This is a genomic window from Pseudomonas sp. K2I15, assembly GCF_002204795.1.
In the GTDB taxonomy this organism is placed as follows: Bacteria; Pseudomonadota; Gammaproteobacteria; order Pseudomonadales; family Pseudomonadaceae; genus Aquipseudomonas.
This window is the reverse complement of record NZ_NIXO01000009.1, coordinates 33,703-45,983: the sequence shown is the minus strand read 5'-3', so window position 1 is coordinate 45,983 and position 12,281 is coordinate 33,703. Positions and strand designations below refer to the sequence as shown.

The following is a 12,281-nucleotide window of genomic DNA, read 5'->3' as shown; positions in this document are numbered from 1 at the left end:
GCTCCCGCTGGGGTGCGAAGCGCCCCCAAAACCAGCCAACCAATTTCCAACTGAATAAATGCACTGCCTGGATTACGACTGCTGCGCAGCCGAGCGGGAGCAAGCTCCCTCGCCACAGTAAGCTGCATCATCATGATAGATATCATTACGCCGCCACCCGACCAACGCCAATTGCACCCGCCTTACACCTCTGCCACAATCGCGAATAATTCTCGTTAGTTTAAACTTTCCGATCGGTGTCGCCTTGTCGTCAGTCCAAAGTCCCCACAGTGAGCTTGTTGGCGCGTTATACCGCGACCATCGCAGCTGGCTGTTGGCGTGGCTGCGACGCAACGTGGCTTGCCCCAGCCGTGCTGAAGACCTGAGCCAGGACACGTTCATGCGCCTGCTGGGCCGTGAAGAACTGCGCGAACCCCGCGAACCACGGGCGTTTCTGGTGGCGATCGCCAAGGGCCTGTTGTTCGACTACTTCCGCCGCGCGGCGCTGGAACAGGCTTACCTCACCGAGTTGATGCTGATCCCGGAATGCGAACACCCGTCCCCGGAAGAACAGCAACTGATCCTCGAAGACCTCAAGGCCATCGACCGTCTGCTGGGCAAACTCTCGAGCAAAGCCCGCGCCGCCTTCCTCTATAACCGCCTCGATGGCATGGGCCACGCCGAAATCGCCCAGCGCCTGGGGGTTTCCGTGCCCCGTGTGCGGCAATACCTGGCCCAGGGCATTCGCCAGTGCTACATCGCCCTGTATGGCGAGCCGCTGTGAGCCAGGTCAGTTCCAAGCCGGTGTCGGCGCGGGTACTCGACGCGGCGATTGCCTGGCAACTGTCTCTCGACTCGGGCGACGGCGGCGCCGTGGAGCGGGAAGAGTTCGCCAAGTGGCTGGCCAGCAATGAAGAACACGCCCGCGCCTGGCGCCAACTCGGCACGCTCGATCAGCGTTTCAGCGTGGCCTCGGGCCCGGCCCGTGCGGCCTTGTTGCAGTCGCGCGAAGGCATTCGCCGCCGCGTGCGCAAGCTCGGCAGCGGCCTGGCCAGTGTGGTGCTGGTGTGCGGCCTGGTGTTGTTCGCCGGCCAGCGCTACATGCCGCTCAACTATTGGCTGGCCGACCAACGCACCGCCACCGGCGAACAGCGCACGCTGAAGCTGGCGGACGGTACGGTGATCAACCTCAACACCCACAGCGCCATCGACGTGCGCTTCGATGAAAAACGCCGGCTGATCGTGTTGCAGGAAGGCGAGATCCTCATCGAAACCGGCCACAACGACGCCCGTCCGTTTTTTGTCGAAACCCGCGAAGGCAGCCTGCGCGCCCTGGGCACGCGGTTTATCGTCAAGCGCGAGGAGGACGGCACGCGCCTCAGCGTATTGCAGTCCGCCGTCGGCGCGCAGCCTGAGGCGCTGCAGCAGGAGCAGGTCTTCAAGGAAGGCCAGCAAGTGCTGATGCGCCGCGACGGCCTCGGCCCGATGCTGGCCGTGAGCCCCGGCACTGACGCCTGGACGCGCGGCATGCTGGTGGTGGACAACGCGCGCCTCGGCGATGTGGTTGAGGAACTCAGCCGCTACCGCACCGGCTACCTGGGCGTGGATAAACAGGTGGCCGACCTGCGGATCACCGGCAGCTTCCCGCTGCACGACACCAACCTGGCGCTGAACGCGTTGCTGCCAACGCTGCCGGTGCAAATCGAGCAGCACACGCCGTGGTGGGTGACGGTTTCCAGTAAGCCTGCAACCCAATAGAAATTATTTTCATTCAGCCCTATCACTTCTTGAATCTCGCACGGCACATAGGCAATTGAGAAATATTTCCATTCAGGAGCCGCCGTATGTCCCGCACGCTAGACACCTTGTTGCGCCCCAGCCTGTTAGCCGTGGCCATTGCCCTCAGCGCCCCGCTGGCCAGCACCACGCTGATCGCCGCCGAACAGGCGTCCAGCGTGCGCGCCTACAACCTGCCGGCCGCGCCACTCGCCACCACCCTGAACCAGATCGCCAGCCAGGCGGGATTGGCGCTGACGCTCAATCCGGGGTTGGCGTCGGGCAAGACTTCCGCGCCGGTTAAAGGGCAGTTCGACGCACAGGGCGCATTGCGTGAAGCGTTGCGTGGGACGGGTTTGCAGCTGGAGCAAAGCAGCGCGGGCACGTTCAGCCTGGTAGCGATTCCGGATGGGGTTGTGGCGTTGCCGCAGACCAGCATTACTGGGCAAGCCGATGCGGAAAGTGCATGGGGGCCGGTGGAGGGTTACCTGGCGAGTCGCACCGCCGCCGGCACCAAGACCGACACCGCATTGGTCGAAGCGCCGCGTTCGATTTCCGTCGCCACGCGCCAGCAGATGCAGGACCGCAACGTCCAGAACCTTGATGACGCCGTCAAATACATGCCCGGCATTGTGTCCGCCAGCTACGGCAGTGACACCCGCTACGACTGGATGCGTGTGCGTGGCTTCGAACCCACCCAATTCCTCGACGGCCTGCCGCTGCCACGCGGTGTGTACGCCAACCCGAAAGCAGAAACCTGGAACCTCGACCGCCTCGCACTGCTGCGTGGCCCGGCCTCATCGGTGTACGGCCAGACGCCACCCGGCGGCCTGCTGGATATGGTCAGCCGACGCCCCAGCGCTGAATCGAGCAATGCGATCCAGGTGCAATACGGCAGCGACAACTATCGCCAGATCAACTTCGCCAGCACCGGCAAGATCGATGATGAGGGCAAATTTCTGTATGGCCTCAGCGGCGTGGTGCGCGATGCAGGCACCCAGGTCGATCACATCGACAACAAGCGCTACAACATCGCGCCCAGCCTGACCTGGAACATCGACACCGACACCAAGCTGACTTTTCTGTCGCAGTTCACTCGTGACGATACCGGCACCACCAGTCAGTTCCTGCCGATCGTAGGCACCAAGATCAAATCGCCGCTGGGCGAGGTGTCTCATCACAAGAACCTGGGTGATCCGGACTACGAGTACTACGACCGCACTTACTACGCACTGGGCTATGCCTTTGAGCATCGCTTCAACGATACCTGGCAGTTCAAGCAGAACCTGCGTTACACCAAGTCAGAGTTGGCCTTTCAGCAACTGACCGTGGGTTCCTACGGCTACTCGACCATTGATGCCGAGGGCAACACCAGCCGCTCGTCAACCAACGTGGACGAAAACATTGGCCAGTTCGCCGTCGACAACAATTTCCAGGCTGACTTCGCCACCGGCGACATTACCCACACTGTGCTGCTCGGCCTGGATCACCAGCGTACCGACACTTCGTACCTATCGATCTTCGGTGACGCCGGAACGGTCAACATCTACAACCCGGTCAATACCCAGCCGATTGTGCGCCCGGCGCGCTCCACGGCTTATTACGACTACAACCAGAAAACCATCCAGACCGGCCTCTACGCCCAGGACCAGATGGCCCTGGACAAGTGGCGCCTGACCCTGGGTGGCCGTGAAGACTGGGTGCACCAAGGCACCACGTACTTCAACAAAAACGATGCGACCAATACCGACCGCAGCAAAAATTTCAGCGGCAACGCCGCGCTGAGCTATGTGTTCGATTCGGGCTTCGTGCCGTACCTCTCCTACGCCGAATCGTTCCAGCCAGCGAGTAACGCGAGCGTCTCGCCGACCGAGTCGTACAAACCTACCGAAGGCAAGCAATGGGAACTGGGGGTCAAGTACCAGCCGCCCGGCTCAAACACCCTGCTGAGTGCTGCGGTCTACGACCTGACGCAAAAGAACGTGCTGGTCACCAGCTTCGGCGCCGGTGGCCAGTCGATCACCGACCAGACCGGCGAAGTGAAGGTCAAGGGCCTGGAACTGGAAGCCGTGTCTGACGTGACCGAGAACCTCAAGGTCATCGCCGCTTACACCCTGGCCAAGTCCGAAGTGCAAAAAGGCCAATACAAAGGCAACCGCCTGCAACTGATGCCCAACCAGCAAGCGTCCCTGTGGACCGACTACACCTGGCACGCCGGCGTGCTCGACGGTTTCGGCATTGGTGCGGGCGCCCGCTACACCGGCAACACCTATGGCGACCAGGGCAACACCTGGCTGGGCAAGGCCAACGCCTACACCGTGTTCGATGCCTCCGTGCATTACGACCTCGGCCGCCTGGACAACAGCCTCAAAGGTGCGTCGCTGAAACTGAATGCCACCAACCTGTTCGACAAGGACTACATTTCCACCTGTGACGGTTCCTACTGCTACTACGGCGACCAACGCAGCGTCGTCGCCAGCGCCACCTACCAGTGGTAATCGGCTGAGTTAACAACCAGGCCGCCCCGTGGGCGGCTTCGGTGTGTCTGAAGGCTAGAAAATGAAAAGCAAAACCATCCGCCGCTGGTCCTTCATCCACACCTGGACCAGCCTCGTCTGCACCGTGTTCCTGCTGCTGCTCGCCCTCACCGGCCTGCCGTTGATCTTCCACCACGAGATCGACCACCTGCTGGGCAACGAACCCGAACTGGCACACATGCCGGCGGACACCCCACAGCTGAACCTCGAACAACTGGTGGCCAAAGCCCAGGCCCATCGCCCCGGCGAAGCCATGCAATACCTGGCCTGGGACGAGGACGACAAGAACGGCGTGATCGCGATCATGGCCGCCACCGCCGGTACCGAACCCAATGCCTCCCACACCTTCATGCTCGACGCCCGCACCGGCGAAGCCGTGGAAACCCCTTCGGCCAACGGCGGGCTGACACTGTTCCTGCTGCGCCTGCACGTCGACATGTTCGCCGGGCTGCCGGGCAAGTTGCTCCTGGCGTTCATGGGCATTCTGTTTGTGTTGGCGATCATCTCCGGCACGGTGCTGTATTTACCGTTCATGCGCCGGCTCAAGTTCGCCACCGTGCGTCAGGACAAATCCACGCGCCTGCGCTGGCTCGACCTGCACAACCTGATCGGCGTGGTCACCCTGACGTGGGCCTTGGTGGTGGGCGTGACCGGCGTAATCAGCGCCTGCGCCGACCTGATCATCGCCGCCTGGCGCACCGACAGCCTCAGCGCCATGATCGAACCCTACAAAGACGCCCCGCCGCTGACCTTGCGCGCGCCCGCCACCGACCTGCTGACGATTGCCGCCAAGGCCGCGCCGGGCATGGAGCCGGACTTTATTGCGTTCCCCGGCACGCGCTTTTCCAGCGAGCATCACTACGCAGTGTTCATGAAAGGCAGCACCCACCTGACCTCGCACCTGCTGACGCCGGTGTTGATCGACGCGAGCAACCTGCACGTCACCGCCATCGCTGAGCGGCCGTGGTACATGGACGCGATGGGCATGTCCCAGCCGCTGCACTTTGGTGACTACGGCGGCATGCCGATGAAGATCCTCTGGGCGGTGCTGGACGTGCTGACCATTATCGTCCTGGGCAGTGGCGTGTACCTGTGGCGGGTGCGGCGCAAGGCGGCCAAGCCATGAAGCCGCGCCAGTCGAGTTTCTGGAAGGTGTTTGGCATTCCGCTGGCCATCGGGCTGCTGAGTGCTGCCGGGTTGTTTGCGGCGCTGCTGGGGGACGGGCTGTGGGATTCGTTGAGCTGGGTCGGGCTGGGCATTCCGGCGGCAATAGGAGTATGGGCACTTTTGTAGGAGCGTGCTTGCTCGCGAAAAACCTCAGAACACCGCGTTAAACCAGACGCGCTGCGTTATCGTTGACGCCTTTCGCGAGCAAGCTCGCTCCTACAGAGGAATGCCCATGTCCGCCCCCAGCATGACGTTGTTCCACAACCCTGCCTCGCCGTTTGTTCGCAAGGTACGGGTGCTGTTGCACGAGACCGGCCAACTGGACCGGGTGACCTTGCAGGCCTGCGTGCCGACGCCGGTGAAGCCGGATGCCGATGTGATCCGGGACAACCCGCTGGGCAAAATCCCCGCCCTGCGCCTGGCCGATGGTAATACGCTGCATGACAGCCGGGTGATCCTCGATTACCTCGACTACCAACATTGCGGCACACCGCTGATCCCTCGTGACGGCCCGGCCCGCTGGCGGCGCCTGACCCTGGCCTCGACCGCAGACGGGATCATGGATGCCGCCGTGCTGGTGCGTTATGAAACCGCCATGCGCCCCGAGGAAAAACATTGGGACCTGTGGCTGGAAGGGCAGCGCGACAAGATCCGCCGCGCCCTCGACATGCTGGAACAGGACGCCATCGCTGAGCTGACCGGGCCGTTTGATGTGGCGGCGATCAGCGTGGCGTGCGCGCTGGCTTACCTGGACTTCCGCCACCCGGACATGCAGTGGCGGTCGAGCCATCCGAAGCTCGCGGCGTGGTATGCCGAGGTGAGTCAGCGGCCTTCGATGCTCCAGACCCAGCCACCTGTCTGACCACGATTCAATGGTTGCACAAAGGCTCTTGTGGTGAGGGGGCTTGTCCCCCGTTGGGCGGCGAAGCAGCCCCTAAACCTGCTAACCCGGTTTGTCTGAAGATACGCTGTGACTGCACTGGGGCCGCTGCGCGGCCCAACGGGGGACAAGCCCCCTCGCCACATTGATAGCGCCCGGCACTGGAAATAGTGAGTTGATCTGCATCACCAACTTTGTCCGCGCCTGCTGATCCTCCCGCAACCCCAACGACCGGCTCATCGCTTGCCCACCCCATACCAATCCAGCTTGCGGGTCAGCACCATCACCGTGCCCAGCAACCCGAACAGCAACAGCGAGCCCATCAACAACGCGTAATCCTCGGCACTCAACAGCCCGTACAACAAGCCATACAACGCCGCCAACCCCGCCGAAAACCCCAGGCCATGGACGACACTGCGCAGCACATGGCAAACGTAAAACCCAATCAGCAACACACAGGCAGCCGCCGATATCAGGTACGCCGGGCCAAACCCGATGTGCTCCGACAACGACAACAGCAGCAGGTAGAAAAACGCCAGGGCAACTCCCACCAACGCGTACTGGATCGGGTGCACCGCCAGGCTCTTGAGCACCTCGAACAGGAAGAAACCGGCAAACGTCAGGGCGATAAACAGCAGCGCATATTTGATCGCCCGATCGCTCTTGAGGTACTGGTCCACCGGGTCGATAAAGCTCACACCAAAGCTGCGACCGTTGAAGTCGTCACACACCTGGTCCCACGAGCAGCCGCGCAGGGTTTCTTCCAGGTTGGTGGAGAAGAACGTGGTCTGCCAGTTGGCGGTAAAGCCTTGGGCGGTGACCTCACGCTGGGCCGGCAGGAAGTTGCCGATAAAGCTCGGGTGCGGCCAATTGGACGCCAGCTTGACCTGGCTGGTCTTACCCACCGGCACCACTTGCAGCTGCTCGGTGCCTTGCAAGCGCAGGTCAAAAGCGAAGTCCAGCGGCGCCGGCTTCTTATTGTCCTGCTCGGGCAGCATCACGTGTACGCCTTCCCCCAGCCACGCCACTTGAGTGCCCGGCGAAAACTCCAGTTGCTGGCTGCCCAGCTCCAGCTTCAACCCATTTTCGATGCCGCGAATGTCACTGATACCCACCGCCAGATACGCCGGGTCAAAGCGGTAATCGGCAAAGTTCTCCTTGATACCCAATTGCTCCGGCAACACAAACCGCCCGCTGATACGGCTGTCGGCATGGAACAGCCGCGCCTGGTAAATGCCCCGGGAACGCACTTCGGTTTGCACCTGGCCGTCGAGGGCAAATTGCTCCGGCAGGAAATACAGACGACCGCGCACCTCGCGGGTTTCTTCGTAGCGTTTGTTAAGCTTTTCATTGAGCTTCCACTCCCGGACGGTCTTGCGATAAGGCACCACCAGCACCGGGCCACTGAGGCGCTGGCTGTAGCTGGAACTGCGGGCGATATCCTGCAAGACGTCGTCGCGCAGCTGCTGACGGTCGGTAATCACTCCGTGGATCATCAGCAACGGAATCAACAACAGCACGATCAGCAGCGCGATGGCGCCCAGTTTGAAAAGCAGATTGCGGTTCATGAAGCTCTCCCTGTTTTGATGGGGGAGAGTCTGGCAAGGGCTTAAGGGGGGTTTATGAAGGGAATGTGGAGACTGTGTGGAGATGCAGTTTTACCAGCACGCCGCCGGGCACGTTGCCGATCCGCAATGAGCCGCCGTGCAGTTTCATCACTTCCTCGACAAAATTGAGCCCAAGGCCGGTGCTCTTGCGCCCGCTGGCCGGGCGCGGCAGCGAATAGAAGCGCTCGCTGAGGCGCGGCAAGGCGTATTCGGGGATGGGTTCGGCCTGGTTGAACAGCGCAAATTCGATGCCGTCATTCACGTCCCGGGCGCTGAACCGCAATGTGCCACCGGGCGGGGTGAAATCCAGGGCGTTTTCCAACAGATTGCCCAGCGCCTGACGCAGCAGGAATGGCTCACCGTACACCTGCACATCCGCCGCAATCGCCTGCTCGACCTGCAACCCGGCGCCTTCGATACGCGCACATTGAGCCTTGAGCACTTCATCCACCAGCGCTGCCAACGACAGGCTGGCCTGGTCTTCCAGGCCTTGGCGCTGCTCCACCTGAGCCAGGTTCAGCAGGCGCTCGATCAACTGTTGCAAGCGCGCACTTTCACTGTCGATATTGCCCACGAATCGCTGCTGCTGATCACGGGACATGTCGCCCTGCAACAGCTCCGCCGCGCCGCGAATCGCCGCCAATGGGCTTTTCAATTCGTGGGTCAGGGTGTGCACATAACGCTCGACGTACGCCTTGCCTTCCAGCTGCGTGCGCATGTGTTCCACGGCGGTGGACAGTTGCTCCAGCTCGCCGCCGCGATAGTGCGGCAACTCGGCGCGCCGGCCTTCGCTGACCGCCTGGGCATACGCCGTCAGCCGGCGCAACGCGACACTCAACCACCACGACAACAGCGCGCCAAACAGCAGGCCCAGGCCTACCAGCCCGGCGCCGTACCACAGCAGCCGGTCTTCAGTGCGATCCACATAGGGTTGCAGCGAACTGTTGGGCTTGGCCACGGTGACCACGCCGATGATCTGCCCGTTATCGCGGATCGGCGCGCCGACGTGCATCACCGACGAGGCCGGGTCGTCCAGTTCGCTGCGGGTCGAGCGCGCGCCGTATTCGCCGCGCAGAGTGAGGTACACGTCGTTCCATTTCGAGTAGTCCTCGCCCACTGCCTCGCCGGTGGAGTCCAGCAGCACGATGCCCTTGGCGTCGGTGACGTAGATGCGGTGGTTCACCTGATTTTTCGGCAGGCCCCAGATGTTCGCGCCGGGCTGACGTTCGCCGTAAGCCTTGAGCAGTTCCGGCCAATGGCTCTGGCCGAGGGTGCCGTTCTTCACATCGTCACGCAGGATTTCCGCCAGCAGGTTGGCGGTGTCCACCAGGGTTTCTTCGGTGGACTGGCGCACGCCGGGGCGGATTTCCTTCATCACGGTGCTGAGCACAAAGTAGCCGGTCAGGCCGATAAACAGCGCATACACCAGGAAGAACCGAATCCCCAGGCGCATCAGCTATTGCCCGGGCTGTAGCTGTAGCCGAGGCCGCGATGAGTCTGGATCGGCTCGGCGTCGGGCGCCACCGCGCGCAATTTGCTGCGCACGCTTTTGATATGGCTGTCGATATTGCGCTCGTAGCCTGCGTCGGCAGCCACGCCCACGGCGTCCAACAGTTGTTCGCGGCTGAACACCCGCTCGGGTTGCTCCAGCAGGCAGTTCAGCAAACGGAATTCATGGCGTGTCAGGCTCAGCGGCTGGCCACGGTAGCCAATCTGCACCCGCTCGTGGTCCACCTGAAACACTGTCGGCACCGCCGTCGGGCCCACACGCTTGAGAATCGCCCGTACCCGCGCCGCCACTTCACGCGGGCTGAACGGCTTGACCACATAGTCGTCAGCGCCGATCTCCAGGCCCACCACACGGTCAATCTCGCCATCCCGGGCGCTGAGGAACATCACCGGCACTTCGCTGAAGCGGCGCAATTGCTTGCAGGTTTCAAAGCCGGTGATGTCCGGCAGGCCGATGTCGAGGATGATCAGGTCCGCCGGGGTTTGCCGCTGATGGGCCAGCGCCGCCTGGCCGAGGCTTAGCCAGGTGGTGGTGAAGCCCTCGCCTTGCAGGGCGAAAATCAGCGTGTCGGCGATGGCCGCTTCGTCTTCGACAATCAGGATATGCGGCATGGTCTCAATCAGCAGTCCGGTTTGTCCGCAGTGTAACGGCGAGCCGGGTTCACCGCAGCGCCGAATTCACGCAGGGCCTTGGCGCCGATCAGCAGCGGGTAGTTGAAGCTGCTGCGGTCGGTGAGGTTGACCTCCACGGTGCGCTTGACGTTGCCCAGGCACATTTCCAGGTCGATCACCGGGCGCTTGGCCACGGTGGCTTCGTCCTTGTCGTCATCTTCGTCAGAGCGGCTTTTGATTTTGCTGATGCGCGAGACTTTGTGCTCGTAGACCTTGTTGGTCGCGTCCTTGCCGCCGACACGGAAGCGCACCCAGTCGTCGCCATCACGGGTGAAGGTCTCAATGTCCCGGGCCGACAGCGAGGCGGTCAGCGCGCCGGTGTCCATCTTGGCCTTGAAGGTTTCGCCGATTTCCGGCAGTTGAATGTATTCGTAGCGACCGTAAAGGGTCGGCTCGGCGGCCATGACAGGCAAGGCCACGAGGGTTAGCAGGGCAAGGATGGATTTCACGTAGGAGGTTTCCTTGAAATAGGTGGGCCAATTCTAGACTGCAAAATCGCCGCTTAGTTAGATCACAAAGCATACCCAGCCCGCTGTGAAACATTCGTCAGCGTATTTGCGATTTGGCCTCTAGACCCCAAGCTGCTTATCATGGCGGGCCAAAATGATTCCAAGAGTTACTTATGCGCCGCCTGCTCACCGGCTGTTTTGTCACATTGCTGTTATTGCTTAACACCCTGGTGCTGTTCGGGCCATTGATGGTGTTTGCCCTGCTCAAGCTGGTGGCCCCCGGTCGCGTTCGCGACTACGCCTCCTGGGCGGTCATGTGGATCGCTGAAACCTGGGCCGAGATCGACAAGCTGATCTTCGCCCTGTGCATCCCCACCCAATGGGACATTCGCGGCGGTGGCAACCTGCGGGGCGACACGTCCTACCTGGTGATCAGCAACCACCAATCCTGGGTCGACATCCCGGCGCTGATCCAGACCCTCAACCGGCGCACGCCGTTCTTCAAGTTCTTCCTGAAAAAGGAGCTGATCTGGGTACCGTTCCTGGGCCTGGCCTGGTGGGCGCTGGATTACCCGTTCATGAAGCGCTACACCAAGGCGTTCCTGGCCAAGCACCCCGAGCTTGCGGGCCAGGACCTGAAAATCACCCAAGAGGCCTGCGAACTGTTCAAGCGCCAGCCAGTCACGGTGGTCAATTATCTGGAAGGCACGCGGTTCACTCAGGCAAAGCGCAAACAGCAGGATTCACCCTTCGAGCGCCTGCTGAAACCCAAGGCGGGCGGCGTGGCGTTCGTGCTGGCGGCTTTGGGCGAACAGTTGGATGCCGTGCTCGACGTCACCGTGGTTTATCCACAGCAGAACATTCCCGGCTTCTGGGACTTGATCAGCGGCGCGGTGCCGAAGGTGATCGTAGATATCCGCAGCCGAGAGCTGGACCCGGCGTTGTGGCAGGGGGATTACGAGAACGATCCGGCGTTTCGCCAGACCGTCCAGAACTGGGTCAACCAGCTCTGGATGGAGAAGGATGCGCGCATCGCCAAACTGCGCGCAGAACGCCCTTAGCTGCCGGCGCCCCAGATGCCGCCCAGCTTGCCCAGCACCGAGCTATTGGCGCCCTGGCCGCCCAGGTATTGCAGGATCACCGGGGCAAACTTGCCGACCATGCTGTCATCCATGCCCAGCGCGCTGAACGCGGTGTTCAGGTCGCTGGTGTTCTTCACATTGCCCAATACGCCGTCCAGGCCCGAGGTCTTGCTGCCGCCGCTCTGGCCGAGCATGCCGCTCAGCGCGCCGAGGCTGCCCAGGGAGTTGCTGCCGGAGAGCTTGTCCAGGCCCGGAACACTCTGGGTCAGTTGCGAGTAATCACCGCCGCCCAATTTATTCTTGGCCAGGCCCAGCATCGCGCCGGTGCCACCGACGGCCTGCTCAGGGGTCACGTTCAATTGCGAGGTCAGGGCACCCAGCAGACCAGCGGTCTGTGAGGTGGGTGCAGCCGCTGCTGCCTTGTCGCCACCTTGTGCGCCGGAAACGGCGTTGGCCACGTCGCCGAGGCTGAAACCTGCCGCAAACACCGGGCTGGCCGCCACGGTCAGCAGGCAGGACAGGGCAAAACCGCGTGAAATCTTCATCAAGACAACCTCTGAAAGTAAGCGCTAAAAGCAGGGCTTTGACTGGGTACGCCGAAGGATTGTTCCCTCCCTACAGAT

The 12,281-nt window shown here is 62.1% G+C and carries 12 protein-coding genes; 7 read left to right on the top strand and 5 right to left on the bottom strand.

Annotation, left to right across the window (positions count from 1 at the left end; genetic code table 11):
* Positions 1-244 precede the first annotated feature (244 nt).
* From CEC48_RS08410 to CEC48_RS08385, 6 genes are all read left to right on the top strand, one after another.
* Complete coding sequence (locus CEC48_RS08410; RefSeq protein WP_088423320.1) at positions 245-763, top strand: RNA polymerase sigma factor; 519 nt, start codon at positions 245-247, stop codon at positions 761-763.
* Entirely contained in the window at positions 760-1,737 is a 978-nt protein-coding gene (locus tag CEC48_RS08405; RefSeq protein WP_088423319.1) for a FecR domain-containing protein, read from the top strand. The genes CEC48_RS08410 and CEC48_RS08405 overlap by 4 nt, the downstream gene beginning before the upstream one ends.
* 86 nt (positions 1,738-1,823) lie before the next feature.
* Positions 1,824-4,253, top strand: coding sequence for a TonB-dependent siderophore receptor (locus CEC48_RS08400; protein WP_088423318.1), 2,430 nt, complete (start codon positions 1,824-1,826; stop codon positions 4,251-4,253).
* A 61-nt stretch (positions 4,254-4,314) separates the two neighbouring features.
* Positions 4,315-5,418, top strand: a complete 1,104-nt coding sequence (locus tag CEC48_RS08395; RefSeq protein ID WP_088423317.1) for a PepSY domain-containing protein — start codon at positions 4,315-4,317, stop codon at positions 5,416-5,418.
* Positions 5,415-5,585: a hypothetical protein gene (locus tag CEC48_RS08390; protein WP_088423316.1), complete on the top strand. Its 171-nt coding sequence runs from the start codon at positions 5,415-5,417 to the stop codon at positions 5,583-5,585. Before CEC48_RS08395 ends, CEC48_RS08390 begins: the two co-directional genes overlap by 4 nt.
* Before the next feature lie 106 nt (positions 5,586-5,691).
* Entirely contained in the window at positions 5,692-6,321 is a 630-nt protein-coding gene (locus CEC48_RS08385; protein ID WP_088423315.1) for a glutathione S-transferase, read from the top strand.
* A gap of 254 nt (positions 6,322-6,575) precedes the next feature.
* Here the strand turns inward: CEC48_RS08385 and creD are convergent, their stop codons facing one another.
* Genes creD through CEC48_RS08365 form a run of 4 tightly spaced genes read right to left on the bottom strand, consistent with a single transcriptional unit; the run spans position 6,576 to position 10,576 of the window.
* Positions 6,576-7,907 (bottom strand): cell envelope integrity protein CreD, encoded by a 1,332-nt coding sequence (creD, locus tag CEC48_RS08380; protein ID WP_088423314.1) that lies wholly within the window; start codon positions 7,905-7,907, stop codon positions 6,576-6,578.
* Between the two features lie 52 nt (positions 7,908-7,959).
* Positions 7,960-9,399, bottom strand: a complete 1,440-nt coding sequence (gene creC / locus CEC48_RS08375; protein WP_088423313.1) for a two-component system sensor histidine kinase CreC — start codon at positions 9,397-9,399, stop codon at positions 7,960-7,962.
* Positions 9,399-10,067, bottom strand: a complete 669-nt coding sequence (gene creB / locus CEC48_RS08370; RefSeq protein ID WP_088423312.1) for a two-component system response regulator CreB — start codon at positions 10,065-10,067, stop codon at positions 9,399-9,401. Before creB ends, creC begins: the two co-directional genes overlap by 1 nt.
* An 8-nt stretch (positions 10,068-10,075) precedes the next feature.
* Positions 10,076-10,576: an ATP-dependent zinc protease gene (locus tag CEC48_RS08365; protein ID WP_088423311.1), complete on the bottom strand. Its 501-nt coding sequence runs from the start codon at positions 10,574-10,576 to the stop codon at positions 10,076-10,078.
* Positions 10,577-10,749: 173 nt separating this feature from the next.
* Here CEC48_RS08365 and CEC48_RS08360 point away from each other — a divergent pair, with 173 nt between their 5' ends.
* The gene (locus CEC48_RS08360; RefSeq protein WP_088423310.1) at positions 10,750-11,637 is read left to right on the top strand and encodes an acyltransferase; all 888 of its coding nucleotides are present in this window, start codon (positions 10,750-10,752) and stop codon (positions 11,635-11,637) included.
* Here CEC48_RS08360 and CEC48_RS08355 read toward each other — a convergent pair.
* On the bottom strand, positions 11,634-12,203 hold the full coding sequence (locus CEC48_RS08355) for a DUF2780 domain-containing protein (RefSeq protein ID WP_088423309.1): 570 nt from the start codon (positions 12,201-12,203) through the stop codon (positions 11,634-11,636). The genes CEC48_RS08360 and CEC48_RS08355 overlap by 4 nt on opposite strands.
* Between the last annotated feature and the right edge of the window lie 78 nt (positions 12,204-12,281).